Source organism: Lacipirellula parvula, assembly GCF_009177095.1.
Taxonomy (GTDB): Bacteria; Planctomycetota; Planctomycetia; order Pirellulales; family Lacipirellulaceae; genus Lacipirellula; species Lacipirellula parvula.
Genome location: NZ_AP021861.1, coordinates 3,919,400 through 3,946,003, shown reverse-complemented (window position 1 = coordinate 3,946,003; position 26,604 = coordinate 3,919,400). Strand labels below are relative to the sequence as shown.

Sequence of the window (26,604 nt, the reverse complement as noted above, 5' to 3'; positions counted from 1 at the left end):
ATTCGTTACCAGGGGCTTACGCCCCTGGCTACAACATTTCGCCCCTCTGGGGCTCGTGCGAGCTCCAATTCTTGCTCGGTGGCGTTGCGTACCGCGACGGTTGCCGGTGTGGTGAGCGACCCCCTGGCGGAGCCAGGGGCTAGGGGACGCGCGGCGTTACTTTTTCATCAGCTTTTGCGCGCCGCCGATTACCTTCTCCCAATCGAACGCCGGTCCTGGGTCGGTCTTGTTGAGCTGGACGTGGTAGTGGCCCATGACGCCTTGGTAGGCCTTCCAATCGTCGTCGCTCAGCTTTTTCGGGATCAGCTTGCCGTCCGCGTCCTTGGGGTAGTCGCACTTGATGTTCGGGAAGATCGTGCAGAGGGTCGCGGTCAGCTTGATGAGCGACTCGTATTGCTCGGGCGTGAAATCGTACTGGGCGAGATCTTGGCCTTGGATGTTGCCGACGATCAGCTCTTGCCGGGCGGGCTTGCCGACGAACGACGGGGTGCGGACGCCGAGTTCGTCGTAGGCCTTCGCGGGGCGGAGGCGGATCTCACCGCCGTCGGTCGCTTCGTACCACTTCATGATGGCGTCTTTGTTCTTCACGCCGTAGGCGCCCATGTTGGCGATTTCGATGCCGATCGACCGGGCGTTCGAGATCGTCGCGTGGCGGGCCCGCTCCTTGAGATCAAGCGTTTGGTAGATCGTGCCGTCAACGTCGAGCATGAAGTGAACGCTCAGGTTGCGGTGGTCGTGCAGCACCTTGAAGCAAGTTTCGCTTACCGGGCAGACATCGTAGTGGAGGACGAACTGGTCGACCGTGCGCTGCAACAGCGGCAACGGCCAACCGCCGCCGCGGACTTCTTCGATCTCAACGGGGGCGAGCCCTTCGGTGCGGATGCCGTAACGGGCGGGGCCGTTCGTGGCCATTTCCGGCAGCTCTTTGATCGTCTCTTCCCAGGTCGACTTCTCGATCGGCCCGAAGCGGCGCTCCGTGCGATAGGCGTCGTAACCTTTCGGATCGGTCCACAGGACGACTGGGGCCGTCGTGTGGAAGAGCTGGCCGCAGACCATGATTTCGTCGCCAGTCCGTTCGATTTGCTCGCCGACTTCGGCGGCGTGGAGTTGAACGGCGAACGTGAGCGATGCTATGGCGAGGAACGCGGAGGCGAGGTGACGCATGGCGGGACTCGATCGAGTGAGGTGGTTGGCTTGGTTTGTTAAATGCTATTAACCACGAAACACACGAAAGGGCACGAAAAAGAACACACAGGAAACGCTGCACCGCTCATTGACACTAATAGTCGCTAATAAATTAATTGAAATGAATTCTTATTAGTGCTCATCAGCGTCCATCAGCGATAAGTCTTCTCTGCCTCTTCTTATTTCGTGTCATTTCGTGTGTTTCGTGGTTAAAAATCCCCGCATTACTCCCACAGTCGTCGCCCGAACGCGAACGAGGCGTGGCGGGCGCGGTCGTAGTTTTTGTCTTCTGGATTAAAGCTGTTGATCCGTACGACCGGCGAAACGGCGTGGATGTATTGATCGTCGCCGAGGTAGAGGCCGGTGTGGCTAATCTTTCCCTGCGGGTTGAGAAAGTAGAGCGTGTCGCCGCGGCGCATCGCGGCCCGCGACCAGCGGGTGCCGGTGAGTTGGCCCATGTGGACCTGTTGGCTCGCGTCGCGCGGCAGGCGGACGCCGGCGTTGCCGAACGAGACTTGCACGAGGCCCGAGCAATCGACGCCGCCGGAGGTTTTTCCGCCCCAGAGGTACTCGGTGCCGAGGAGCTGCTTCGCGTTGGTGCACACGACGTCGATCTTCTCCTGCGGCGTGTCGCGGATATCGCTGACGGCGACCGGCACGGTTACCTCTTCGCCGGTCGGCATCTGTGCGACGTGGCTCTCGCCCTCGGTGCGGAGCCACTTCAGCCGGGCGCCGGCGGGGAGCGTCACCGTATCGCCCGATTTTTGATCGGTGCGAACGCAAACGCGCGGGCCGGCGAGGTATTCGGCGAAAGCCGTTTCGTCGACGGGGAGAATATCCTTTGCGGCCACGTACCCGAGGTAGCCGTCGCCGCCGTGAACCAGGTAGTGGTCGTTTTCCAGCTGCATCAGGAAGAGCGACTCGCCGAGGAGGCAATCGGTGACGACTTCTTTCTCGGCAGGTTCGGCGTACGACAGGCTGTGGGGCGATTTGATGATGCCGAACCGTTTGGAGCCGAGCTTCTCCGACGGCATCGTCGCGACTTCATTTTCAATCGGCGAGAAGCCGAGCGTCTTGAAGAAGGCGTCGAGGGCGTTGCGGGTTTCGGGGAACTCGACGAAGCCGGTAAGGCGGACGCCGTTCTTGCCGACCGGTTCGCCGGCGACGGCGAACGCACAGAGGCGGGCGTCGTTCGCCATGCCGAGGCGGAACGAATCGACGTACTGGCGGATGCGAGCTTGGCTGCCCTTGAGGTCGGGTTCGATCTGCGTGGCGAACCGCTTGATGACCGCCGGATCGACGGGACGCTCGGTCGGCTCGGCTTCTTGAGCTTGAGCGACGGTTGCTAATGAGAGCAGAACCAGACAGTTCGCCAGTGCGAAACGATGCATGCGTCAACCTCGCTGCTTGTCGATGGAAGACCCCTCCCATGAAGGGAGGGGCTCGCCGGGACGAGACGCGATGCGGCTCCTCTCGGTTGAGTTCACTCTTCGAGCTTACTCAACTCGACGACGAGAGGACAGCGCTGCGGGATGACGTAACGCGTTGAGAGGGCGAAGTTTGCGTAGGAGCGCCAGCGTGGTGCGCGATACCGTGAAGATGAGCGAGTAAGCGTCGCTGCATCATGGGGTGCCACTGGCATCTTGCCAGTGAGAACTACCGAGCGAGTACCCACTTCACACTGGCAGGATGCCAGTGGCACCCAGAGTTGTCGCTCATGTGATTACGGCACGAACTCAATGCAAACTGGCATCGGCGTTTCGATCGCGTGATCGGTTTGCGTTAGCTTGCCGGTGGCTTGGTCGATCGCATGGACGACGACGCGATTCGAACCTTGCAGCGCGGCGAGCAGAAACTTGCCGCTGGGGTCGATGTTGAAATTGCGCGGCGTCTTGCCGCCGGCGGGGTGTTGGCCGAGCGGCGTGAGCTTGCCGGTCGTCGCGTCGATGGAGAACATCGCGATCGAATCATGGCCGCGGTTCGAAGCGTAGACAAACTTGCCGCTCGGGTGGACGACGACTTCGGCGCAGGTGTTTCCCTCGACGCCGCCGGCGGGCAATGTTGTTTCCGTTTGCAACGCCTTCAAGACGCCCTGCTCGGCGTCGTAGGCAGCGGCAACGAGCGTGCAGTCGAGTTCGTTGATAATGTAGACCCATTTTCCGTTGGGGTGAAACGCCAAGTGGCGCGGGCCGGCGCCGGGGGCCGTTTGGAACCAGGGCGATTCGTTTGGCGTCAGCGTCCCCTTCGCGGGATCGAAGCGGTAGACGAAGACCTTGTCGGCGCCGAGGTCGCAGGCGAGCGCGAAGCGATTGGCGGGGTCGAGCTTGATCGAGTGGGCGTGCGGACCTTCCTGGCGGGCGGCGTTCGGGCCGGAACCTTCCTGTTGCATGACGCTGCTCGCAGGCTGCAGCTTGCCGGCGGCGTCGATCGGCAGGACGGCGACGGTTCCGTTGCCATAGTTAGCGACGAGCGCGTGCTTGCCGTCCTTATCGAGCGAAACGAAGCAGGGGCCGGTTCCCTCGGTTGATTCGTGGTTCAGCAGCGATAACTTGCCCGACTTGGCGTCGACGGCGAACGCACTGAGCATGCCGCCGCGCGTGGCGCTGTAGTCGCCGATTTCGTTGACGGAGTAGAGAAACTCATCGTTCGCAGGGAGCGCCAAGAACGACGGGTTCTTCGCTTCGCCGACGAGGCCGAGCAGTTTCAGTTCGCCGGTGTTCGGATCGAATGAGGCTTGGTTGATGCCGCGGCCGCCGTTTTGGGTGTAGGCGCCGATGTAGACGCGCATCGCGTCGGCGGCTTGGCTGGTTTGGCTAAGGAGGCTGGCCAGAACGGCCATCGCCATGAGGGGCAGCGTTAACTTCGATGCGGTGCGAGTCGACGTCATTATCTTTCAGCCTGCCGCGAGTTGAATGGAGCGAAGAGCGTAGTCGGCGTTGACGCCGTTATACGGTTCGCAGCGCTCCGTCGCAAACGCGACGACGCGTTGATGCGCGGCGCTGCACGCGCGTTGTCGTCCGGTCGTTTTGCTCTCATTCGCCGATATTCGGGCGAATTTTGCATTCGGTCGCCGTAGAGAGCCCGTTGCCGGCGGAGTACGATCGACTCAGCAGGCGGCCAACTTCTTATCAGTTATCAGCTTTTCTTCCGCACTGGTTCCAGGACACCTCCAGCGCCATGCTCGCGACTGCCCCTGTGGATGCGCCGAACGAAACTGCGCGGCCGAGCGTCGGGCCGACCGGGAATGTTCGCTGGAAGATTTGTGCGCTGCTCTTCTTCGCGGCGATGATCAACTACGTTGATCGCGCCGTGTTCGGCATTCTCAAGCCGAAGCTAATGACGGAACTGAATTGGAACGAGGAAACGTTCGCGAACGTCACCGCGTCGTTCACCTTTGCTTACGCGCTCGGCTACGGCTTCGCAGGGCGGGCGATGGATTTGCTCGGCGTGCGCGTCGGCTACGCCTTGTGCGTGGCGGCGTGGAGCGCGGCGGCGATGGGGAACGGGCTGGTGCGGACGGCCCTCGGTTTCAGTTTTATGCGCGGGGCGCTCGGTTTAGCCGAGGGGGGCAACTTTCCCGCGGCGATCAAGTCGGTGAGCCAGTGGTTCCCGAAGCGGGAGCGAGCCCTCGCTACCGGCATCTTTAACTCGGGCAGCAGCGTTGGCGCCCTCGTCGCGCCGATGATGGTGCCGTGGATCACGGAAAACTACGGCTGGCCGGCCGCGTTTTACGCGACGGGGTTCCTCGGGTTCATTTGGCTCGTCTTCTGGTGGAAGTGGTACGAAGCGCCGGAACGCCACCCGAGCGTCTCGGCCAGCGAACTCGCCTACATCCAAAGCGACCCGATTGATCCGCCGCAGGCGATCTCGTGGCTTGAGTTGCTGCGCCACCGGCAGGTGTGGGCGTTCATCGTCGGCATGTCGCTCAGTTCGCCGATCTGGTGGTTTTATCTCTATTGGGCGGCGGGGTTTCTGTATGAGCGGTTCGGGTTCGACCTCAAGAACATTGGGCCGCCGTTGGTCGTGATCTACGTCTCCGCCGATGTGGGGAGCATCGCGGGGGGCTGGCTTTCCGGATGGCTGCTCAAGCGTGGTTGGAGCCTGAACGCCGCGCGTAAGATCACGCTGCTCGTCTGCGCGCTGTGCGTCGTACCCGTGTTCGGAGCGGCGCTCGTGACGAATGGTTGGATTGCCGTCGGCTTGATCGCGCTCGCGGCGGCGGCTCACCAAGGGTTCTCGGCGAACCTCTATACGCTCGTTTCCGACATGGCGCCGCGGAAGGTGGTGAGCTCGATCGTCGGCCTCGGCGGCATGGCGGCGGGGTTCGTGGGGATGGGATTTCAGATCGGCACGGGGTACGTCCTTGAGCATTGGAAGTCGGGCTACCTGGCGATCTTGGGCGTTGCATCGGTGTCGTACCTCGTCAATGTGCTGATCATTCACTTGCTGGTGCCACGGCTGGAGCCGATGCGGATTGATTCAGCCGCATGAAACCGCTGAGCATCGCAGATGAACAAAATGCCTAACCGCGAATCACGCGAATTTCCGCGAATGAGAAGAGTTTGAAAGAAGTTGTCCTGCCTTATTCGCGAGATTCACGGCTCTTCTCCTTCTCTTGTATTTCCTTGGCGTACTTGGCGGTTAAATTCCCCAGCTAGCCATAACCAGGGAGTTTCCGGCTAAGATTTTCCTCCGCCGAGCGAAGAACGCTATACTGGAGCCGTTCACCCGACTTTGGGCATGCCCGGAGCGCCACGGAGGCCGCGCGGTTCATGGCGTCGCTTTTCTACACTGCTATCAAACGCAGCCGCTGTTGCTGGCTGGCGCTCGCCATTGGTTTCGCCGCGATGTGCATTGCGCCGTCATCGCTGGCCGATGACGGCAAGATTGCCACGCCGTTGGCCGAGTCCGCACTGAGCGTCGACGGTCGCCAGTTGCGGATGACACAGCGCATCGACGAGTTGCTCGCCCAAGGGCAAGCCGCGGCGAATGTGACGCCGGCGCCGCTTGGCGATGACGCCGAGTTCCTGCGGCGGGCGTCGCTCGATCTCACCGGCGTCGTGCCGCGGGCGTCGGAGGTCCGCGATTTCTTGGCGGACGAGCAACCCGACAAGCGGCAGGCCCTCGTCGATCGGCTGCTCGCGTCGTCGCGGTATTCAACCCACATGGCGACGACGTGGCGGAATCGCATTTTGCCGAGCGGCGCCGATCCCTCGCGGGCGCGTGATGCGGCGGCGCTGCAAAAGTGGCTGCGGACGAGGTTCGCCCGCAACTTGCGGTACGACAATTTGGTCGGCAGCTTGCTGCTCACCAACGGCGGCGACGAAATTGGTCCGGCCCTGTACTACCAATCGCACGGCGTGGCGCCGGAGAAGGTGGCTGCCAGCGCGGCGGAGCTGTTTCTCGGCGTGAAGTTGCAGTGCGCCCAGTGCCACGACCATCCCTTCGCCGATTGGTCGCAGCGGGAGTTCTGGGGGCTGGCCGCGTTCTTCGCGCGGACCGAGTCGCCGGGCGCCGGCATGGGGATGCAAACGTCGTACAAGCTGGTCGACGTTCCGCGCGGCGAGGTGAAGATTCCCGAGTCGGAGGAAGTGGTGCCGCCGAAGTATCCGCGCGGAGAAGAGCTCTCGACCGACGACGGCACGACTCGCCGCTCGCAGTTGGTGCTGTGGCTCACCTCGCGCGACAACCGCTACTTCTCGCGGGCGGCGGTGAATTGGGCGTGGTCGCACCTGTTTGGCGAGGGGCTCGTCGATTCGCTCGACGATTTTGACGACGCGAAGGAACTTGCGGCAAACGAGCAGTTGCTTGTTGAGCTAGCGGACTATTTCGTGGAGTCGAAGTTTAACCTGCAGCAGCTGTGGCGGACGCTTGCCACGACTGAGGCGTATCAGCGTTCGAGCGGCTACGAAGGCGACAAACCGCCGGCGCGGGAGTTGTTTGCGGTGATGTTGCCAAAGCCGCTGACGCCGGAGCAGTTGTACGACAGCTTCATGCGGTTGGCGCCGTCGCCGGAGCAGCGTTATGCCGCCGGGCGGACGCCGAACGAAATGGCGGCGATGCTCGACGAAGATCCGAATCGCGTCGAGTTCGTCCGCCGGATGCGACCGCCGCCGGGCGAACCGACAGAATACCAGGCCGGCACGCTGCAGGCGCTGATGCTGATGAACGGGCAGACGACCTCGCGGGTGACGGGGCCGCAGGAAAGCCGCTTGCTCGGCGCCATCAATGCGCCGTTCCTCAGCGATGCGGAGCGAATCGATGCGTTGTTCCTGTCGACACTCTCACGCTTGCCGAACGAGGAAGAGCGAACGCTGTTCGTGGAAACGCTCAGCGAGACGACGAGCGACGAGGAGCGCCAGCAAGCGCTGAGCGATAGTTTTTGGGCGCTGCTGAACAGCACCGAGTTCGCGTTTAATCATTAAAGAGAATGCGGGGATTAACTTAGGAAATTGTGGGAGGGGTCTCCGACCCCGAAGCGACGTGACGGCGCGGCAACGGTATGCAGTGGTGAACGCCATCGGCGTCGGAGACGCCTCCCACAACTGGAGTCTTCGTGGTTATTCCCCCCGGAAAGTAAAAAATGCTCAATCCACTTTGGCAGCCCGATCGCCGCGAGATGTTTCGACATCTAGGGCTAGGAGCGATGGCGTCGACGTGCGCGAGTTGGTTGCCGTCGCTCGCCGAGCAGGTGGCAGCCGACCCGCGGCGGAAGCGGCATTGCATTTTGCTGTGGATGAGCGGGGGCCCGACGCAGACCGACACGTTCGACATGAAGCCGGGGCACAACAACGGCGGCGAGTTCAAAGAGATCGCCACGCGGGCGCCAGGGCTGCGATTCAGCGAACATTTGCCGAAGCTCGCCGAGCATAGCGAGCGGATCGCGGTGATTCGGTCGCTCACCACGAAAGAGGGCGACCACGAACGCGGCACGCACCTCGTGCGCACCGGGCAACCGCCGATGGGCGCCGTCGCGTATCCGTCGATCGCGTGCTCGCTAGCGAAGGAATTGGGAGAGACGGCGGAATCGTCGCTGCCGAATTACGTGAGCGTGGCGCCGACGCTGCAGATCAGCCCCGCGGCGTTCGGGCCGGGTTTCTTAGGGCCGAGCTTCGCTCCCGCACTCGTCGGCGGCAATGGTGCGCCAGGTGGACCGGTGGCGGGCGGCAAGTTTGCAGCGCTGACGCTCGACGACCTCGAACTGCCGCGCGGCGTCGGCGAAGCGCAAGCGATGCGGCGGATGAAATTGTGGAATGCGATGGAGAAGCGGTTCCTCAACGATCATCGCGCGGCGTCGTTTAATGATCACCACGCACTCTACCGCAAGGCGGCCGACATGATGCGGCCCGAAGTGCGGGCGGCGTTTGATTTGTCGCAAGAACCCGATGCGGTCCGCGAGAAATACGGGCCCGGCATGTTCGGCCAAGGGTGTCTGCTTGCCCGCCGACTCGTTGAGCGCGGCGTGCCGTTCGTCGAGGTGTCGCTCGGCTCGGGGCTCGGTTGGGATACGCATGCGGAGAATTTCAAGTTGGTGAAAGATCTGTCGGGCGAACTCGACGCAGGCTGGGCGACGCTGATGACGGAACTGAGCGAACGTGGCTTGCTCGACAGCACGACGATCGTTTGGATGGGCGAGTTTGGCCGCACGCCGGTGATCAACTCGATGGGGGGCCGCGATCATTTTCCCAATGCGTGGTCGTGCGTGCTGTCTGGCGGCGGTGTGAAGGGTGGTCAGGCGTACGGGAAGACGAGCGCCGACGGCATGACGGTCGAAGAGAAGCCGACGGCGATTGGCGACGTGCTGGCGACGGTGAGCGCGGCGCTTGGGGTGCCGCCCGATACTGAGAATTTTGCGATGGGCGAGCGGCCGATCAAGATTGCCGAGGGGACGCCGATTGCGGAGTTGTTGGCGTAGCATGGCCGCGTTCTCACTTCTCTAGCTTTGATCCGACGAAGGAATCGCTGTGCCCGGTTTGTTGCGATGGTTGCTGATGGTCTGCCTGCTCGCGACCGTCCCCGGTTGTGCAGAGAAACGAACGCCGGCGAAGACCCCGCCCGCGAAGCCAGCAAAGGCCAAAGCAGCGGAAACGTCCACGAAGGATCTGCCGAAAGCAGCAGAGGCAACCAAGGCCGACAACGAAAATAAGCCCGACGGTAAGCCTGCTGGCAACGACGCCAAGGCTGCGAGCAAGACGAAGCCGGCCAACGAAGCAAAGGTAGAACCGGCTGTAAAAGAAACGGCGAAGTCGGCGAAGGAAGCTGCGAGTGCTCCCCCCTCCCCTCCCCCGCCGCCGGAGCGAATCGCCATCCTCACGCCCGGCGGACCGTTGCTGGTCGACGTGACGATGACGCTCGACGGCCGGCCGTTCAATGAAGCGTTTGAAGCGCGAATCGACGCGCTCCTCGCCGCGGCTGATAGCGACGGCGACGGCATGCCGATGTGGAAGGAGTTGCTGGAGAACAAGACGTACCTGGAAGAGCAGTCGCCCGGCCGTCCCGAGATGAACGCTCGCGAGCAGCGCGAGGCCATCGCGGAGTACGACCTCAACGAAGACGCTCACGTCGATCGTCGCGAGGCGGCGAAGTGGCTCGGTCGCGACAACCGCGCGCCTGCCGCGGCGTTCAAGGTGCGGAGTAATCGGGCCTATGTGCCGAACGTGCGGGCCACCTCGCGGGTGTGGCAGTTTCTCGATCGAGACGGCGACGGCGATCTGTCGGCCGCTGAACTGGCCGGCGCCGGGCAGGCGCTGCTCGATCTCGACGCCGACGACGATCAGTCGCTGACGATGGCGGAACTCGCGACGCTCCGCGAACAACTCATCGGCCAGAACGGCGGCAGCGGCGCCGGCGACGAATCGACCCGCGATGCGGCGATGCATTTGCAGCCGGGGTACGTCATCGAGCGGCTCGATTACCTGTTGCCCGATCTTTACTCGCCTCATCAGGCGCTGAGTCCGGAGAGTTTTGCCAGTTTGCCGAAGTTGTTCGCGCAGCTCGACAAGTCGGGCGAGGAATGGCTCGACCGCGATGAACTCGACCGCTTGCTAATGATCGATCCGCATCTTCGCATCAACGTCGACTTTACGACTTCGACTGGAGAGCGGCCCATGGAGGCGGGGACGGCGACGGTGACGCTTGTCGATCATCAAGCGGAACTGAAGGCGCTCGGAACGCCGCCCGCCGGACGGCTTGATTTCGATCTCGGCGGCACGCGGCTGGCGTTCTCGGCGACCGACGCGTCCGGGGCGAACTTTCGAGAAATGGGCGGCAACGCCGCGGCGGCGCGCGACCAGATCGAACTTTTCGTGCACGACCGTGAAGATGCGTTGTTCGAACTAATCGATGCGAACGGCGACGGCCGGCTCGGCGCCCGCGAGATGGCGATGTGCCGCGAGAGGTTGGCGGCCCGCGATGCGAACGGCGACGGTGCACTCGCAGCGGGCGAATTGCCGTACGCGATGATCGTCGCGTTCGTGCGGGGAGCGACCGGCGGCGACGATCAATTCTTCTTGCCGCCGCGCGTCGCGGCGCCGCAGGAGAACAAGGCCCCGCCATGGTTCCGCGCGGCAGACTTCAACGGCGATGGCGACTTGAGCCGGCGGGAGTTCCTCGGCTCGCCGGAAAAGTTTGCGGAACTCGATGGCGACAGAAACGGGTTTATTGACGAGGCGGAGGCGAAGAAGGCGACGCCGGCGGCAGAGAAGCCTGTTGAAGCAAAATCGCCGTCGAGTTGAGGTTGAAGTTCTGTGGGAGGCGTCTCCGACGCCGATGACGGTTTGCCAGCAATGACATCGTCGGAGTGAGGCGCGAAATCGGCGTCGGAGACGCCTCCCACAAAGTAAGCTTGCGACTTTGGTGCGCCGAATAAGCGGCGTATCCTCCGCCGTGTGAAGAAACGGTTCAAGCGAATCGGACGGTTTCCGCATTCTTGGCCCAGCAATTGCGCACTGGCTTTGTTGCGGCGGCGGAATTGTTTGGCACTCGTCGGGGCCGCGGGTATCATCGCGGTCGCCGAGCGCTCGTCGCATCGCCGTCGTCGACTGATCAGGACCTTGCAGGAGCGCCCGTTGAATCCTCGATACGAACTGTGGCGGCGGATCACCTTCGGCATCACGTGGCTCATCTACGCCACCTTTTACTTCACGCGGCAAGCGTTCGACGTCGCCAAACCGGCGTTCGAAGGCTCGGCGGTGAGACTCACGCGCGAAGAGATGGGGCATGTCAATTCGGTCTACTCCACCGTCTACATGCTGGGGCAGTTTGCGTTTGGCTCGCTCGGCGATAAGTACGGGCCGCGCGTCGTGTTGCTCTTCGGGATTGCGCTGAGCGTGTTCGCGGCAGCGGCGGGCGGGTTCGCGCTCACGTTCTGGACCTTTATCGCACTCGCGGTGCTGCAGGGCATGGCCCAGTCGACCGGTTGGAGCAACGCCAACAAGACAATGAGCAACTGGTTCTCGCTGCGCGAGCGGGGCCGCGTCGTCGGTTGGTGGTGCACCTGTTATTCGCTCGGCCCGGCGATTGCGCTGATGTTCGGCGGCGCGATGATGCGGTTGTTCAGCAGCCAACGGTCCGGCGCCGACGGCGCGCCGCAGGTCGTGGAATATTGGCCAGCGGCGTTTTGGAGCGCGGCGGCGGTGCTCGGCGTCGTCGGCGTGCTGGCGTGGTTCTTGCTGAGCGATCGACCCGAAGACCTCGGCTTGCCGTCGATTGAACAGTACCACGGCGAGCCCGAGTCGCTGATCGACGACGAGTCGCCTGCGGAACCGGCGCCGGAAGGTTCGTCGGCGATCATCCGCGAAGTGCTGAGCTCGCCGAGCATTTGGTTGCTAGCGATCTCCTACTTTTGCGTGAAGCTGACCCGCTACGTGTTCATCTTCTGGGGTCCGCTGTATGTGAAGGAAAGCCTCGGCAGCGACGCCTCGACGAGCGCGTTCACGGCGGCGGCGATGCCGATTGGCGGCGTCGTCGGGGTGATTGCGATCGGCTATGTGAGCGACCTGTTGTTCCAATCGCGGCGGGCGCCGGCGGCGATGTTGTCGCTGCTCGCGACGGCGGGCGTGCTGCTCGTGGGGCTCACGCAACTGGAGAGTGCGTGGGCGATGGCGGCATTCTTCTTTTGCGTCGGCGCGTTTTTGTTTGGTCCCGACTCGGTGATCTCGGCGACCGCGTCGATGGACTTCGGCACGAAGCGGGGTGCGGGGACGGCGATTGGCTTCGTCAACGGCGTCGGTTCGATTGGCGGAATCTTTGGCGGATTTCTGCCGGGGATGCTGACGAAGGGGGACGATTGGTCGCCATTGTTCCGCGTGCTGCTGATCGGACTCGTGCTCTCGGCCTGCGTGTTATCGCCCCTCTGGCGCCGGAAGCCTCCTACAGCGAAAACGGCGTAACACATGAGCACCTATCACATTGCCGCCGCCCACCGCAGCTACACGTTCCACTCGCTGAAGGAACTGTTGGCGAAGGCGACGCCTGCGCGGAGCGGCGACTACCTGGCGGGCGTCGCGGCGGAAAACGATCGCGAGCGCGTCGCCGCGCAGATGACGCTAGCCGACGTGCCGCTCGCGCGCTTCTTGGAAGAACAGCTGATTCCGTACGAGACGGACGAAGTGACGCGGCTGATTGTCGATTCTCACGATCGCGAGGCGTTCGCGCCGGTCGCCGAGTTGACGGTTGGTGACTTCCGCAATTGGTTGTTGCGTTATGAAACCGATGTGGAGACGCTTGCCGAACTCGCGCCGGGGCTGACCCCGGAGATGGTCGCCGCGGTCAGCAAGATCATGCGGAACCAGGACCTCATTCTGGCGGCGAGCAAATGCCGCGTCGTGACCCGCTTCCGCAACACGCTCGGCCTGCATGGGCGACTGGCGATTCGGTTGCAGCCGAATCACCCGACCGACGATCCGGCGGGGATCGGCGCTTCGATTCTCGACGGCCTGCTGTACGGTTGCGGCGATGCGGTTATTGGGATCAACCCGGCAACCGACTCGGTCGACGCGGTGATTCGGCTGGTGACGATGATCGACGAGTTGATTCAGCGGTACCAGATTCCGACGCAATCGTGCGTGCTTGCCCATGTGACGACGCAGCTGGCGGCGATCGAGCGCGGGGCGCCGATCGATCTCACCTTTCAATCGATTGCCGGGACTGAAGCGGCGAACGCGAGCTTTGGCGTCACGCTCAATCTGCTGGAAGAGGCGCAGCACGCGACGCGCGCGCTCAACCGCGGCACGGTCGGCGACAACGTGATGTATTTTGAGACCGGCCAGGGTTCGTGTTTATCGGCCGAGGCCCATCACGGCGTCGATCAGCAAACGCTCGAAGCGCGGGCCTATGCGGTGGCGCGGCGCTATGAGCCGCTGCTGGTGAACACCGTTGTTGGCTTTATCGGACCAGAGTATTTGTACGACGGTAAGCAGATCATTCGTGCGGGGCTGGAGGATCATTTCTGCGGCAAGCTGCTCGGCCTGCCGATGGGGTGCGACGTTTGCTACACGAACCATGCCGAGGCCGACCAGGACGACATGGACAACCTGCTGACGCTGCTCGCGGCGGCGGGGTGCAACTATTTTATGGGCGTGCCGGGCGCCGATGACGTAATGCTGAACTACCAGTCGACGTCGTTTCATGACAGCCACTACCTCCGGCAGCTGTTTGATTTGCGGCCGGCGCCGGAGTTTGAAGAGTGGCTGGAGGCGATGCAGGTAATGGATGACGAGAGTCGCTTGCTGCCGATCGAACGTCAGCACAAGTTGCTGGGAGGCGGCGAGCCGCGCTAGCGATGTCTGAGAACTTGCCCGCCAAATCGAACGCCGTCACGAACGACCCGTGGTCGACGCTGCGCAGCGCAACGAGCGCCCGCATCGCACTGGGCCGCGCGGGGGGGAGCTTGCCGACGCACGAATGGCTCGATTTCAAGTCGGCCCATGCTGCGGCGCGGGACGCCGTGCATGTGGAGTTCGACGCCGAGCACCTCGCGGGCCAGATTTCCGAGCTTGGCGTGCAGACGATTGTCGTCGGCAGCGCGGCAGGCGATCGTGCGGAATTCCTGCAGCGGCCCGACCGCGGGCGCCGGCTAGCTCCCGCATCGCAGCAGTTGCTCGAAGGGTTCGTAGCCCCGCCGGAGCGATTTGATTTGGCGATTGTGGTGAGCGACGGGCTGTCGGCGCTCGCCGTCCAAACGCAAGCGGCGCCGCTGCTCGCTTCGCTGTTGCCGTTGCTACGGGCCGATCGTTGGCGCGTGGCGCCGACCGTCGTCGCCCGTTTCGGACGCGTGGCGCTGGAAGACCAAGTCGGCGCGTTGCTCGGCGCTCAGTTGGCGCTGATGCTGCTCGGCGAGCGGCCGGGGCTCGGCTCGCCCGATAGTCTTGGGGCCTATTTGGTCTACGACCCTAAGTTGGGCAACACCGACGCCCAACGGAATTGCGTTTCGAACATTCGGCCAGAGGGACTGCCGATTCCCGCCGCGGCGGAGACGATTCGCTACTTGCTCAACGAATCGCGCCAGCGCCAGCTGAGCGGCGTGCAGTTGAAAGATCAACGTGTCCTCCAGTAGCCGCGAGTCGTCGACCCGCGGCTACTCTCGGCGTTCGGAGATCTCGCCGGTTGCTTTGCTGCGGACGATGAGCTTGAGACTGCCGTCCATCATCCGCTCCTCTTTGAGGAGGATGTGTTCAGCGTCGTAGTCGCGAATAGCGGCGACGTTGACGGACGAGGCGGCGCCGCGCCAGATCGGCAGTTCCACGGACGCCCATTGGCGTGACGCTAGCGACGCATACGCCGCATCGAGAATGGCGTTGACGACGTAGCCGTCGTAAAAAGTTTCGCGCGGGGCGCGGCGATCTTCGATCGCGTCGAACATGTCGGCGAACATGTCGACGTAGCCGAGAGCGCCTGGCTCGTCGCCGACGGGGAAGAGCCAGCCGGTGGCAGATTCGGCCTTTTCGGCGACGTATCCCGACTGGCCGATCGCGGTGAACATCTCGAGGCCGGTTCGCAGCCAGTGGTTAAGCCAGATCGTGCCGTGCGTGCCGGCGACTTCGTCACGCAGGTCCATGCCGCCGCGGAAGGTCCAACTCACCTCGAACTGGCCGACAGCGCCGTTTTCGTATTTCACGAGTCCGACGGCATGATCTTCGGCGTCGATCGGGTGGACTTGCGTGTCGCCCCAGCACATCACTTCGACGGGGCGAATTTCTTTGCCGATGAAGCTGCGGGCAATTTCAACGCAGTGGCAGCCGAGGTCGATGATGGCGCCGCCGCCGGAGAGTTCCTTGTTCCAAAACCAATCGCTGTGGGGACCGCCGTGAGTCTCGCGCGAACGGACCCACAACACCTTGCCGACGGCGCCGCCGCGGACTGATTCAAGCGCGTGGAGCGTTTTGGGCGTGTAGCAGAGGTCCTCAAGATAGCCGTGGAAGACGCCGGCTCGCTCGACGGCTTCGAGCATGCGGCGTGCTTCCGCGGCGTTGCGACCGAGCGGCTTGGTGCAGAGAACCGACTTGCCAGCCTCGGCGGCGGCGATGACGGCGGCTTCGTGGAGGTGGTTCGGCAGGGCGACGATCACCGTGTCGGTCTCGTGATCGCAGATTGCATCTTCCATGCTTGTGGTGAAGCGTTTGACGCCCCACTCGCCCGCGAAGGCTTTCGCGCGATCGTTCGAGCGGGAGTAGACGACTTCGACGCGATCGCGACCCCGCCGTCCGTGCAGCGACATCGTGTAGAACATGCCGATGAGGCCCGTTCCGAGCAGCGTGATTCGGCGCATTTCAAATTGCTCCGGAAGAAAAGTAGACTATGGGGAGCCGCCCGTAGGACTCGCCGCTCGCCGCTCGCGGCTGGCGTGCGTCACTAGGATACAGTCGCGGCTCCTCATCGTGAAAGAGAAATCATGCCTGTTACTCGGATTCTTGCGTCAGCATTGCTGAGCGTTGTTTTACTCGTCATTGTCCAGATCGCGCACGCCGAACCGGTGCGGGTGATGAGCTTCAACATTTGGGTTGGCGGCGAATCGGGCGAGCAGCCAATTGAGCAGACGGCCACGGTGATCAAAGCGGCCCGCGCCGACGTCGTCGGCCTACAAGAATCGCATGGTCGCGAGCACGACGGCGTCCGCCGCGATGCGGCCGCGCTACTGGCGAAGCAACTCGGCTGGAACTATTTCGATCAGGGGGACGACGACACGGGCGTCATCAGCCGTTACAAGATCGTCGGCTCGACGCCGAAGAAGTGGGGCGTCGAGCTTGAAATGCCGACGGGCGAGCGGTTCTGGTTATTCAACGCGCACTTTGCCCACGCCCCCTATCAGCCTTACCAGTTGCTGAAGATTCCGTACGCCGATGCGCCGTTTCTTGAGACGGCTGACGAGGCCGTGAAGTCAGCGCGCGACGCTCGCGAATCGCAAGTGAAGTCGATGCTGGCCGAGATTGAAGCGGTGCGCGGCGAGGGGAAGCCGATTTTCATCACTGGTGATTTTAACGAACCGCCAGCGCTCGATTGGACTGAGGCCGCGCACGCTGCCGGTTTGCATCCGGCAGTCGTTTGCTGGCCTGCGACCGCGATGCTGCAGGAGGCGGGATTCGTCGATGCTTTTCGAAAGCTCTATCCCGATCCAGTGAAGCAACCCGGCTTCACTTGGACGGTGCTCACGACGGAGGATGATCCAAGCGACCACCACGACCGCATCGATTTCGTGTTCGCGACGCGCAAGAACATTGAGCTGAAATCTGCCGAGATCGTGGGGGAGCGAAGCGAGCGGGCGGACGTCGTCGTCACCCCCTACCCTTCCGATCACCGTGCCGTTGTCGTCGAGGCGGAGCTGAAGTGATTGGCCGTCACGGTGCTGAGGTATCTTATTTGACGTCATCCATAACGAAAACGGTCCTGGCCGCAAGCGAACCCGCGGCCAGGACATCGTATATCTCTTGTGTCTTCTGGCTCCCTCCCCCTTGAGGGGAGGGCTGGGGAGGGGGTGGAACTCTGGTACACGCTTCAACCACCCATCCCTAACCCTCCCCCTCAAGGGGAGGGGACCTCACGATTGCATTTCATAGGCGCCTCCGGCAGATCGCTGTTGAGAGAGCTTCCTGCCGGAGGCGAAGATCGTTTTGAGCTCTCGCTAAATAACCTGCTTACGTCTCCAGGCGAGGCCAAGCAAACCGCAGGCGAGTAGCGCGACGCTCGTCGGTTCCGGCACTGTCGTGTATAACTCGAACGCCAAGTCCTTCGAGAACGTGCTAATTGGCGGGTAGGCGGCGTTGTTGTTGGCCGGGCCGTCGGCGAAGTCGACGTACTTCTGTGGAACCATGTTCTGCTGATCGATTTGCGGCGAGAGGTAGCCCGCTGTCGTCGGCAAGATGCGGACGTCGCCCGTCACCGAATCATCCTGGAAGTGCCACACCGGCGTGCCGATGCCGACTTGGCCGACGACGGTTTCGCCGGGCGAGACATTCGGCGAGGCAAGCGGGTTTGGAATCGTGTAGTCGCGGTTGTGCCAACCCCATTGCGTCACGGGCGCCGGGCTTGCATTCGGGTTGCCGGCCGGAAACGTGAGGCCCGGAATCACGTCGACCATCGCCACGATCTTCAACCAGTAGACGGTGTCCTTCTTTTCGGGGAAGTCGAGATTGAGGTGCAGCTCGGCGTTGTATTCGTAGAGCGATTCGCCGAGGATTGGATCGGGTCCGCGGATCAGCTTTTCGGCGAAGGTGCCGGAGGCGGGGGCCAGCGGGTTGCCGCCCGGGTTTCGTTGCACCACTTGGTTGAGCAGCGGCTGTCCTGGATGACTGAATGGCTGGGTGGAACTCTGCGGCACGTCGCTCTCGAACGAGATGAGGAACTTGTTCACGGGCATCTGCGGGGCGATGAAGTCGTTCTTGTACGAGCCCCACCACTTCACATGGACCACTGGGCTGTTGAGGTTGTCGGCGAAGTCGTCCGCCATGAACTTGCCTTGGTAGACCGGCGGGACTTGCCCGGGCTGCTGGGTGAAGCCGTAGGCAGTGCTCAGCTCGTCGTGTCCCATGTAGGTGTTGACGGTGCCGTTGATGTCGGGAATGACCGTGTTGATCATCGGCTTCTGCGTGAACTTCAGCAGGTCGCGGCCCGGCAGCGGATCGGCTGCTGCGTGCGGCAACGAGGTAGCCAAACTGAAGGTGAGTGCGAGTGCGGCGGCGAGGCCGTAAAACGTGGAACGCATGAGATCAGCTCCTGAGAATGAGTCTTTGTCGGTGTGGACGTGAAAAGGTCGTCAGCGGTAGCTTGCGGTGGTCTACAGAGACGCTGTCCTCCCACGTCGCCGCAGCGCGACGACTCCTACAAGCGCCATCCCGCCGAGCGCGATCGTCGCCGGTTCGGGAACGAGTTGATACGAGCCGACAACCTTGTCGACGCGGAGCCCGGTTGGGCCGCCGGCGTTCGAGACGAGGAATTCGATCGTGTTGACGCCGATTTGAAAGCCGCTGGTGATGCTGAACGGCACGAGCGTCGTGAAGCCAGCGCTCAGCTGGCCGGTGGAGATATTGTTGATCTCGATGTTCACCCCTGGATCGTCGGTCGCCCATAGGCCGCTGACGCTCACGGTGCTGAGGTTCGTCAGCGGCGGCAGCGTGAACTGCGTGGCGTAGGTGTAGGCGCCGGCGGGGCCTTGGCTGTTGGCGTTGGGTCCGATCCACCGCGAGTTCGGGTTGTTCGGCACCCATGGCCCGCCGAAGATCGGCCAGTTGGTATGGTCGACCGTGACCGGCACGCCGGTGGTTTGCGAGAGGGTGTAGAAGTAGTGAATGTCGGGGACGCCGATGCCGGGCCAGGCATTGTTCGAGGGGTCCGTGCCGGTGTTGAAGATCGAGATGGGGACGGCGTGAGCTGTTGAAGGCAGCAGGCTAACCCCGCCGCACGCCGCGATTGCGGCGAGGAGGAGACGTGGGATTAAGTTGGGTGTCATGAGGTCACTCCAAAGTGAAGAGGTGGCTGCTGGTTCAATTCCCCTCCCTCGAAGGGAGGGGCAAGGGGAGGGATTTGTTCTGTTGGCAACTGGGCGAAGCGGAAAAGCTCGACGCAAAACCCCTCACCCGACCTCTCCCCTCAGGGGAGAGGAGTTTTTGCGACTCGCTTCATTTCTCGCCCCGGCGCTGCGCGCTCTCGCGGCGGGCGTTCCACGGTTGGCTGCGGCGGCTGCTGCGATGCCGGGCGCGATCGCGGCCGACCGGCATCTGCCCGTCGCGGTTGCGGCGCAGCTTCTGGAAGGTGGCCAGGTCTCCTGTGAGTTCGCCGAGTTCTTCTTCCAAATCGAACGGCAGGACGTAGGCTACGGTCATGAGTCAGTTCCTTTTGTGACGGTCTCGTCGAGCTGGCGAGACGCAGGTGATTGACGTGGTTTGAAGTCTGTTGCTTAGCGGTTCAGCGGTCTCTGCAAGACGCGGAGCCGGGACGCTTAACTCATCGATTGCGGAGCGCCGCGACGAACCGCGGCACGAGAAACGGCGTCGCGACATAAGCGGAGCCAAGCGCCGTTTACCGGCTTGCAGAGGTAGGCCGACGCGCCGGCCGCACGAGCGGCGAGTTCGTCTTCGAGTGAGTGCTCGTCGGCGATCAAGAAGATCGGGCAGCGTTGCCCGCGTTGACGAAGCAGTTGCAAGAAGCTGACTCCCGGCATGTCGGGAAGTCGCAGGTTGACCATCCAGAGGGTGGCTCGCGTCGAGTCGACGTCGCGGAGCGCGGCGTCGCCGGTCGTGTAGCGGCGGCAAGTGAGATCGTCGAAGCGATCGTCCGCGAGGAGTGGGGCGTAATCTTGGGGAGCGGCGTCGACGATCGCGAGATCGTCGATGCGCCGAAATGTGGAGTTCATGAGCGTGCGTCCTTTCAGCCTCGTTGCGAGCGAGGCGAGGCGTGATGCCTGCGGGCGAGTTGAACGCTGCTCTTAAAGCATGCTGCGCGCCGAAACGATGCGAGCGCGGGTAGATGCGGCGTAAGTCGCTGCGCTATCGAAGATTGCGCCGTTGTGGTTGGAACGGCTCGCTTCGAGAGAGCGAACGCGGCGTCCGGAAGCGGAGAGAAGTCGTCCGAATTCGGACGGACGCTCGGCGGGTGCGAAGCGGTAAAAGCGTCCGATTGCGGACATTTATGAAGCTTCGCGACGAATCTAGCCCCGGGCTCCGCCCGGGGGTGGCACAACGCGCGGCAATGCCAACTGGAATGGAGGGCGACCCCCGGGCAGAGCCCGGGGCTAGAGTTGGTCAGCTCGCTCGTTATGCGAGGCCGTGACGCTCGATCTTCCGCAGGAGCGCCTGCCGGCTGATGCCGAGCAATCGCGCCGCGGCTGCGCGATTGAAGTAGGTGAGTTCGAGCGTTCGCACAAGATGCTCGCGTTCCAACTCGGCGAGCGTCATCCAAGCGGGCGACGCTGGAAGAGGCGGGAGCAGCGGCGGAGACGGTAGTGCTGCGGCGAGCTCCTTAGCCGACTCATCCGTGAGAGGCTCGTCGTAGTACTGCTCCTCTTCGAGCAGCCGCTCGATACTGCGGCCCGTGATCGTCGGCTCGGCCGCTTCGATGACGCTTTGCTCGAGCACGTTCCGCAGTTGCCGCACGTTCCCCGGCCACGCGTACGCCATGAGGGCCGCGATCGCCTCCAGCGACAGCGTGCAGCATGGCAGTCCCTCGCCGGCGAGTTGCTGGAGGAACGTCGCTGCCAGGGCGGGAATGTCGTCCGGCCGGTCGCGGAGCGCAGATGCCTGTAAGTGGACCACATGCAGGCGATAGTACAGGTCTTCGCGAAAGCGGCCTTCGCGAACCTCGCGCAGCAAGTTGCGATTCGTTGCCGCGACGATGCGGACGTCGATCGGTCGGCCGGCGTAGCTACCAACGGGCGTGACGACGCGCTCCTGCACCACGCGAAGTAGCTTGGCCTGCAGCGGCAACTCCATCTCGCCGATTTCATCGAGAAACAGCGTCCCGCCGTTGGCCGCTTGAAAGCAACCGACGGCGTCGCAGTTAGCCCCGGTGAACGCCCCGGCGACATGGCCAAAGAGTTGGCTGGCCATCAGTTCGCCGACGAGCGATGCACAGTCAACCGGCACGAATGGCCCGCCCGCCCGTGCGCTAAGCGCATGGACTTCCCGCGCGACCAGCTCTTTGCCGGCGCCGCTGGGGCCTGTGATGAGAACATTCGAAGCGAACGGAGCCGCCCGCGCGATTTCCGCGCGCAAACGACACGTCGCCGCCGACGACCCGACGAGCCCCGATGTGTGCGGGGGGCTCGCCAACCGGCGCGCATTCATGAGCCCCTGCCCGGCGCCAATGAATTATTTCGACCCTGGCGCCAAAACGAGTGAGGACAAACGAGACGCGCCTCTGCGCTGCTCCTGCGCAGGCGTTAGTGTAGGCGTCTCGCGACAATCTCCAAGCGTTTGGCGAAAGATTTTCGGAGAAAGTCGCGGCGTGTAGCGAACGCAGCGGGCGAAGTTGCCCAATGCCACGTTGGACTGATGCGCCCGTTGTCGTCTGCGGACTTCAACTCGTCGTTTGCTGAATTTAGATTCGCGGTGGCGTTTGTTTGAGGGGAAGACCGGGGGGATAAACCCCCCGGCTCGCTGGAGTGTGTGCGTCACCATGCAGCTCTTAGTTTACTTCTTGGCTACTTCGCTTACCGCATCCGTCGGAATCGTCCAATCGATAGGCGTCTTCTCCGCCACCAGCTTTTGGACCTCGTCGATCGACTCGAGCGCCTGTCGCGAGGTCTTGCCGGTCTTCGCCATGTACGCGGCGGCCACGCCGGCGGCGGTGCCGGTCGACCATTCGGTCGGGTGGAGCCGCGTCGCCGAGTTGGCGAGGAAGCTTTGGGCCATCGTCTTGCCGGCGACGAGCATGTTCTCGACGCGGTCGTTCGTCAGCGAGCGGAACGGAATGTAGAACGGCAGCGTGTCGTGGTACTTGTAAACGTACTTCGGGAACGTGAAGCCGGTGATCGGGTGGATGTCGGCGGGGTAGGCGCCGAGGGCGATGCGGTCGTCGAACTTTGTGCCGGTGCGCTCGGCGATTTCGCCGACCATGTCCTCCATCGGCAGCACGTAGCCGTCGAGGCCGATCGAGCGGCGGGTGTCTCGAATGTACGGCAGCTTCGCGAGGCCGTGGCCCGTGCCGAGGACCGACGAGTTGAGCACGATCTGCTTTGGGTTGATTCCTTCCGGAGCGTTGGCTTTGAACCACTCATGCCAACCAAGGGCGCGTTCTTCGGCGCCGGCGAGGACTTTGACGTCGACGCCGCCTTGCCAATCGTCGCGCGTCGCGGCGGCATCGGCTTTCGAGGGGAAGAGGTAGCCGAACGGGTAGTCGTTGCCGCCGTTGCCGACCTTGTCGGAGTAACCCCAGTTTTGCAGGCAGAGGTCGCCTGGCGCCGGGGCGCCTTTGCCGCGGATGCGACGATAGGTCCACACCTTCTCCCAGGCGTCGTCGCGACCTTCGTAGGTGGCGAAACCCATGCGATCGAGCGGCACGTTCGCTTTCGGTTCGTCGGCGGGGTTCTCGAGGAACTCTTCGACGAAGCAGTAGACGGTCGCTTGCCCGCCGCGGTCGTCGCCTTCGAGGCCGCCGTCGGTCGACTCGACCCCTTGCAGATACGGGGCATCGGCGAGCGCGAGAACTTCGCCCCACTCGGTCGCTTCGATGAAGACGGGCGAGCGCTTGGCGCCGGGGGCGGCGGCGAACTTCAGGACGCGCTTCGTGAACCGCGCGGAGTCGTGGGGCGAGTACCAGTCGGCGAGGTCTTGCGACGGCAGACGATCGTATCCGTTGTGGAGCACGCCGGCGCGAGGCTTGCGCTCGATCGCGGTGATCGAAATGATCCGCTTGCCGTCGGGACTCGTTTCGACGTTCTTCACCACCGTGTCGAGATAGACGGTGAGCTTATCACCGACCTTCGCTTGCAGCGGTTCGAGTTGCCGCACGAAGCTGTCGGGGCAGTAGCAGAAGCGGCTCACCCAGCAATTGGCGGGATTTTCGAGGCCCTCCATCAGCGCGTGGAAGCTGGGGGTGATGTTCGCCGGCGTGCGGGCGACCTTGGCGACGCTGTAGGCTTCGGTGGCGGGCGATTTGGGTTGGATCGTGTGCCACGCCTCGTCGACGGCGGGGACGCCGCTGCTGGTGAGTTGGCCGCCGACCCAGTCGGTTGGTTCGAGCAGCGCCGTGCGGGCGCCGCTCTCTGCGGAGGCGATCGCGGCGGCGAACGCGGCCGTCGAACCGCCGGCGATGACGACGTCGTAGTCGGTGAGATCGATGGTCTTCGGCGCCTCAGCGCCAACGGCGGTCGTTGCGAAGAACGAGTTCGTAAGCGTCGCCATCGCGGCGAGAGCGAGCGTGAGCGTGTGCAGCGAGCGAAGCATGGGTTCAGTCAATCTCCAAGCGATTCATATGCCAATCAAATAATTTGTAGAACGCGAGACCGCCCGCGGCAGCGGCGAGCAGCAACCCGCCCGCGGCCAGCCAATGGCCGACGGCGAGTTGTGAAAGCCCCAGCACGCCGGCGCCGATCCACGCGGCGCCGACGATCGCGGCGAGGAATCCGCCACGAAGTAGGCCACTCGGCAGCGTCGGTAGTTCGTGCGCAGCGGCGGCGGACTCCTGCGCGCGGATCATTTCCCGTACGGGCCCCCACAGCCCCATTGGTCGGGCTCGCAAGTAAAACGAAGTCAGCGTTTCGTCGCTCTCCGGTTTGGTGAGTAGCGCCACCACGGCCCACAGCAACGTCGTGATCGCCATCGCGATGACGGCGTGCAACATTGCCATTGCATCGGCGGCCGCTTCGCCCGTGGCGAGTTGCGATTGCCACCAACTCGACTGCGGCAGCAGCGAACCAAGTACAAAGTAAATGATAGGGCCACCGACCATCGCGGCGATCCACGAAGCGAGATTCGCCCGCCACCACCACCACTGGGCCCAGTAGTAGGCGGCCGACGCGGCGAACATGCCGCTGATGACCATCGCAATTTGGAACAGCGAGTCTGAGGCGTACATCACCCACACGCCGGCCAGCAAGATGACGAGCGTCACCATCCGGCCGACCCATAATACGCGCGGGTTGCGGGCGTCGAGGATCGCGGCGTTCGGGAACAGCTGGCGGAGCACGTCGTTGACGATCGTTTGCGAACCGTAGTTCAGGTAACCGCTGATGGTCGACATCACGCTTGCCAGGGCGCCGGCGACGACGAGCCCGAGCACTCCGGGCGGCAGGTAGGCGGTGAGCATCCGGCCGTAAATTTGCTCGCGATCGCTGCGGGTGGCGTGGTAGAGGTCAGGTTCCTTCGCCAACATTCCGAGCACAGGAAGCGTGATCAGCAGCAGCATGACGAACATCGCCAGCTGCCCCCAGATCGTCACCTTGGCTGCTTCCCGCGGCGTCGGACAGGAGAAGATCCGCTGGCCGTCGAGGTCGACGCTGCCGCCGCGACCGATTGTGGGGATGATCAGCCACGCGACGACCAACAGCGGGCCGAGGATTTCATGCTCAGGCGTCGGCAGCGTGGAGAGAATCTCGGCATGCTCCGTGGGATGGGCCGCGCGGATCGATTCGGCGAGCGGTTCGGCGCCGCCGGCTTGCACCATTACGGCAATGAGCAAGCATGCGCTGGCGACCATGATCACGGCCGATTGGAACACGTCGGTGATCAACACGCCAGCGAAGCCGGAAACCCACACGTAGCCGGCGACCATCGGCACGACGCAGGCGAGCGTCACCCACTTGCTGTCGACGCCGAGCACCGGTTGCATGATCTTGTGCGTGCCGAGCAGGCCGGCCCCGATCCACGGCACCATGCTCACGGCCACGGCGAACAGCGCGGTGTAGACGCGAACGAACTTGGCGCCGCGGCCGCCGAAACGGAGGGCATAAAACTCCGGACCCGTGCGGATGTTGAGTTGCCGCCATCGCGCGGCGAACAGCATCGCCACGATCATCCACGCCAGCCCAAAGCGCGAGAGGTAGAACCACGCGACCGGCAGCCCGATCACCGCCGCCATGCCGCAGTAGAGCGGCGCCACGTCGGCGTTGATGGCCGTCGCCGCGTAGGAGACGCCATTCATCCACGCCGGCACGCGCCGGCCGGCGAGGTAGTAGCTCTCCTCGTCTTCGTGGCCGGTATCCCAGAGGCGATGCGCCCATAGGCCGACGATCAGCGTCGTCGCCAAATAGGCGCCGATCACCAGCAAGTCGGGCAGATGGTTTTGAAGCGATGGTGTCATGCGACGGCGTTGCGTGCCGAGGGCGAGCGGCGGCCAATCAAACCGCCTGATGTGCCATTATGCCTGGAGAGCGGCTGGCCGCGGGAGGCTGCTGCGGTAGATGTCGTCGACGATGCGCTGGACCACCTCGCCGTCTAAGCCCGTGGCGCCGGTCACTTGGCGGGTGTCCATGCTCTGCAGGAAGGCGGCGAGTTGATCGCGGTAGAGTTCGGCTTCAGGTGCTTCGAAGCGTTCGTCGACGAGCGCGCCGTCCCGTTCGCTCGTCACGGTCGCGTGATCGCCGAACAGTTCGAACGTCATGCCGCCGCGGTCGCCGAAGAAGCCCATCATCGAAACGGGCATCGCTTGCTCCGGAAAGTTGCCGGCCCAGGCGACGTTGAGGTCGAGCGTCGATCCGTTGCGGAATCGCACGAGGGCATGGGCCGCATCCTCGACGTCGCAGACGCCGTCCCAATCGGGCGGGCCGGCCCACATGTCTTTGTAAACGTAGTCCCGCATCCGTCGGCCGAAGGTCGAGTAGACCTGCCCGTTCACGTCGACGACTTCAGGGTGGCCGAGAATCCAGAGCGACAGGTCGATCAGGTGGACGCCGACGTCAATCAGAGCGCCGCCGCCGGAGATCGACTTCGTGGTGAACCACTTGCCAAGTCCGGGAACGCCGCGGCGAAGATGAAGGTGGGCTTGAGCGTGGTAAATCTCGCCGAGCCGCCCTTCGTCGACGATTTGCCGCGCGAGCCGACCGACCGCCGTGTAACGATGGGCGAAGCCGAGTTGCAGCACGCGACCGTTGCGAACCGCTGCGGCGTTGATTTCCGCGCACTCCGCGGCGTTGAGGGCCATCGGCTTCTCAAGCAGCACATCCTTGCCGGCGTCGAGCGACGCGACGGCGAACTCGCGGTGGAGGTGGTTCGGCACGCCGACGATGATCGCGTCGGTCGCCGGATCGTTGATCGCGGGCGCGATCGATTCGCACGGTTCGCCGCCGAATTTTTCGGCAAGCGCGTGGGCCTTCTCAAGGTTGATGTCGACGACCCAGCGTACGGCGGCGCCCGCTTCGCGCGCCGCTTCCGCATGCTTCAGTCCGATGGCGCCGGCTCCGATGATTCCGAGTTGCTTCACGAATCGATGCCTATCTAGTGAGCGAATGATACTGGTTTAATGCAGCGGCCGTGGCTACGAGCAGTGTTGTCG

At 63.4% G+C, this 26,604-nt stretch carries 20 protein-coding genes; 8 read left to right on the top strand and 12 right to left on the bottom strand.

Annotated elements, in window-relative coordinates; translation table 11 throughout:
- Positions 1-156: 156 nt before the first annotated feature.
- The 3 genes from PLANPX_RS15330 to PLANPX_RS15320 form a co-directional block, all read right to left on the bottom strand.
- Complete coding sequence (locus PLANPX_RS15330; RefSeq protein ID WP_152099573.1) at positions 157-1,164, bottom strand: N-acetylmuramoyl-L-alanine amidase; 1,008 nt, start codon at positions 1,162-1,164, stop codon at positions 157-159.
- Positions 1,165-1,409: 245 nt separating this feature from the next.
- Complete coding sequence (locus PLANPX_RS15325) at positions 1,410-2,576, bottom strand: C40 family peptidase (RefSeq protein WP_152099572.1); 1,167 nt, start codon at positions 2,574-2,576, stop codon at positions 1,410-1,412.
- Between the two features lie 332 nt (positions 2,577-2,908).
- A complete protein-coding gene (locus PLANPX_RS15320) occupies positions 2,909-4,072 on the bottom strand; it encodes a lactonase family protein (protein ID WP_152099571.1) in 1,164 nt (387 codons plus the stop codon).
- 290 nt (positions 4,073-4,362) lie between these two features.
- Here PLANPX_RS15320 and PLANPX_RS15315 point away from each other — a divergent pair, with 290 nt between their 5' ends.
- The 7 genes from PLANPX_RS15315 (at position 4,363) to eutC (ending at position 14,740) form a co-directional block, all read left to right on the top strand.
- A complete protein-coding gene (locus tag PLANPX_RS15315) occupies positions 4,363-5,676 on the top strand; it encodes an MFS transporter (protein ID WP_152099570.1) in 1,314 nt (437 codons plus the stop codon).
- Positions 5,677-5,957: 281 nt separating this feature from the next.
- Complete coding sequence (locus tag PLANPX_RS15310; protein ID WP_152099569.1) at positions 5,958-7,610, top strand: DUF1549 domain-containing protein; 1,653 nt, start codon at positions 5,958-5,960, stop codon at positions 7,608-7,610.
- A gap of 158 nt (positions 7,611-7,768) precedes the next feature.
- The gene (locus PLANPX_RS15305; protein ID WP_232536130.1) at positions 7,769-9,100 is read left to right on the top strand and encodes a DUF1501 domain-containing protein; all 1,332 of its coding nucleotides are present in this window, start codon (positions 7,769-7,771) and stop codon (positions 9,098-9,100) included.
- Positions 9,101-9,149: 49 nt separating this feature from the next.
- Positions 9,150-10,919 carry a hypothetical protein gene (locus PLANPX_RS15300; protein WP_152099568.1) on the top strand — a complete coding sequence of 590 codons (1,770 nt, stop codon included), beginning with the start codon at positions 9,150-9,152 and terminating at the stop codon, positions 10,917-10,919.
- Between the two features lie 333 nt (positions 10,920-11,252).
- Complete coding sequence (locus PLANPX_RS15295) at positions 11,253-12,575, top strand: MFS transporter (RefSeq protein WP_172992096.1); 1,323 nt, start codon at positions 11,253-11,255, stop codon at positions 12,573-12,575.
- 3 nt (positions 12,576-12,578) lie between these two features.
- Positions 12,579-13,964 carry an ethanolamine ammonia-lyase subunit EutB gene (locus PLANPX_RS15290; protein ID WP_152099566.1) on the top strand — a complete coding sequence of 462 codons (1,386 nt, stop codon included), beginning with the start codon at positions 12,579-12,581 and terminating at the stop codon, positions 13,962-13,964.
- A 2-nt stretch (positions 13,965-13,966) separates the two neighbouring features.
- Entirely contained in the window at positions 13,967-14,740 is a 774-nt protein-coding gene (eutC, locus tag PLANPX_RS15285) for an ethanolamine ammonia-lyase subunit EutC (protein ID WP_152099565.1), read from the top strand.
- Positions 14,741-14,761: 21 nt separating this feature from the next.
- Here the strand turns inward: eutC and PLANPX_RS15280 are convergent, their stop codons facing one another.
- Complete coding sequence (locus PLANPX_RS15280) at positions 14,762-15,952, bottom strand: Gfo/Idh/MocA family protein (RefSeq protein ID WP_152099564.1); 1,191 nt, start codon at positions 15,950-15,952, stop codon at positions 14,762-14,764.
- A gap of 123 nt (positions 15,953-16,075) precedes the next feature.
- Here PLANPX_RS15280 and PLANPX_RS15275 point away from each other — a divergent pair, with 123 nt between their 5' ends.
- Positions 16,076-17,011, top strand: a complete 936-nt coding sequence (locus PLANPX_RS15275; RefSeq protein WP_152099563.1) for an endonuclease/exonuclease/phosphatase family protein — start codon at positions 16,076-16,078, stop codon at positions 17,009-17,011.
- 291 nt (positions 17,012-17,302) lie between these two features.
- Here the strand turns inward: PLANPX_RS15275 and PLANPX_RS15270 are convergent, their stop codons facing one another.
- The 8 genes from PLANPX_RS15270 to PLANPX_RS15235 form a co-directional block, all read right to left on the bottom strand.
- The gene (locus PLANPX_RS15270; protein WP_152099562.1) at positions 17,303-18,382 is read right to left on the bottom strand and encodes a PEP-CTERM sorting domain-containing protein; all 1,080 of its coding nucleotides are present in this window, start codon (positions 18,380-18,382) and stop codon (positions 17,303-17,305) included.
- A 72-nt stretch (positions 18,383-18,454) separates the two neighbouring features.
- On the bottom strand, positions 18,455-19,126 hold the full coding sequence (locus PLANPX_RS15265; RefSeq protein ID WP_152099561.1) for a PEP-CTERM sorting domain-containing protein: 672 nt from the start codon (positions 19,124-19,126) through the stop codon (positions 18,455-18,457).
- 169 nt (positions 19,127-19,295) lie between these two features.
- Positions 19,296-19,499 carry a hypothetical protein gene (locus PLANPX_RS15260; RefSeq protein ID WP_152099560.1) on the bottom strand — a complete coding sequence of 68 codons (204 nt, stop codon included), beginning with the start codon at positions 19,497-19,499 and terminating at the stop codon, positions 19,296-19,298.
- A gap of 116 nt (positions 19,500-19,615) precedes the next feature.
- Complete coding sequence (locus tag PLANPX_RS15255; RefSeq protein ID WP_152099559.1) at positions 19,616-20,029, bottom strand: response regulator; 414 nt, start codon at positions 20,027-20,029, stop codon at positions 19,616-19,618.
- A 400-nt stretch (positions 20,030-20,429) separates the two neighbouring features.
- On the bottom strand, positions 20,430-21,458 hold the full coding sequence (locus PLANPX_RS15250) for a sigma-54 interaction domain-containing protein (protein ID WP_152099558.1): 1,029 nt from the start codon (positions 21,456-21,458) through the stop codon (positions 20,430-20,432).
- 345 nt (positions 21,459-21,803) lie between these two features.
- On the bottom strand, positions 21,804-23,558 hold the full coding sequence (locus tag PLANPX_RS15245; RefSeq protein WP_198421740.1) for an FAD-dependent oxidoreductase: 1,755 nt from the start codon (positions 23,556-23,558) through the stop codon (positions 21,804-21,806).
- A 4-nt stretch (positions 23,559-23,562) separates the two neighbouring features.
- Positions 23,563-25,413, bottom strand: coding sequence for a sodium:solute symporter family transporter (locus PLANPX_RS15240; RefSeq protein WP_152099557.1), 1,851 nt, complete (start codon positions 25,411-25,413; stop codon positions 23,563-23,565).
- 57 nt (positions 25,414-25,470) lie between these two features.
- Positions 25,471-26,532 (bottom strand): Gfo/Idh/MocA family protein, encoded by a 1,062-nt coding sequence (locus tag PLANPX_RS15235; RefSeq protein WP_152099556.1) that lies wholly within the window; start codon positions 26,530-26,532, stop codon positions 25,471-25,473.
- Positions 26,533-26,604: the final 72 nt, after the last annotated feature.

Excerpts from the sequence above, each read along its gene's own strand:
- PLANPX_RS15290 (WP_152099566.1), top strand. The coding sequence starts at position 12,579 with ATGAGCACCTATCACATTGCCGCCGCCCACCGCAGCTACACGTTCCAC.
- PLANPX_RS15270 (WP_152099562.1), bottom strand. The coding sequence starts at position 18,382 with ATGCGTTCCACGTTTTACGGCCTCGCCGCCGCACTCGCACTCACCTTC.
- PLANPX_RS15255 (WP_152099559.1), bottom strand. The coding sequence starts at position 20,029 with ATGAACTCCACATTTCGGCGCATCGACGATCTCGCGATCGTCGACGCC.
- PLANPX_RS15280 (WP_152099564.1), bottom strand. The coding sequence starts at position 15,952 with ATGCGCCGAATCACGCTGCTCGGAACGGGCCTCATCGGCATGTTCTAC.
- eutC (WP_152099565.1), top strand. The coding sequence starts at position 13,967 with ATGTCTGAGAACTTGCCCGCCAAATCGAACGCCGTCACGAACGACCCG.
- PLANPX_RS15275 (WP_152099563.1), top strand. The coding sequence starts at position 16,076 with ATGCCTGTTACTCGGATTCTTGCGTCAGCATTGCTGAGCGTTGTTTTA.
- PLANPX_RS15265 (WP_152099561.1), bottom strand. The coding sequence starts at position 19,126 with ATGACACCCAACTTAATCCCACGTCTCCTCCTCGCCGCAATCGCGGCG.
- PLANPX_RS15320 (WP_152099571.1), bottom strand. The coding sequence starts at position 4,072 with ATGACGTCGACTCGCACCGCATCGAAGTTAACGCTGCCCCTCATGGCG.
- PLANPX_RS15260 (WP_152099560.1), bottom strand. The coding sequence starts at position 19,499 with ATGACCGTAGCCTACGTCCTGCCGTTCGATTTGGAAGAAGAACTCGGC.
- PLANPX_RS15245 (WP_198421740.1), bottom strand. The coding sequence starts at position 23,558 with ATGCTTCGCTCGCTGCACACGCTCACGCTCGCTCTCGCCGCGATGGCG.
- PLANPX_RS15315 (WP_152099570.1), top strand. The coding sequence starts at position 4,363 with ATGCTCGCGACTGCCCCTGTGGATGCGCCGAACGAAACTGCGCGGCCG.
- PLANPX_RS15305 (WP_232536130.1), top strand. The coding sequence starts at position 7,769 with ATGCTCAATCCACTTTGGCAGCCCGATCGCCGCGAGATGTTTCGACAT.
- PLANPX_RS15330 (WP_152099573.1), bottom strand. The coding sequence starts at position 1,164 with ATGCGTCACCTCGCCTCCGCGTTCCTCGCCATAGCATCGCTCACGTTC.
- PLANPX_RS15240 (WP_152099557.1), bottom strand. The coding sequence starts at position 25,413 with ATGACACCATCGCTTCAAAACCATCTGCCCGACTTGCTGGTGATCGGC.
- PLANPX_RS15250 (WP_152099558.1), bottom strand. The coding sequence starts at position 21,458 with ATGAATGCGCGCCGGTTGGCGAGCCCCCCGCACACATCGGGGCTCGTC.
- PLANPX_RS15310 (WP_152099569.1), top strand. The coding sequence starts at position 5,958 with ATGGCGTCGCTTTTCTACACTGCTATCAAACGCAGCCGCTGTTGCTGG.
- PLANPX_RS15325 (WP_152099572.1), bottom strand. The coding sequence starts at position 2,576 with ATGCATCGTTTCGCACTGGCGAACTGTCTGGTTCTGCTCTCATTAGCA.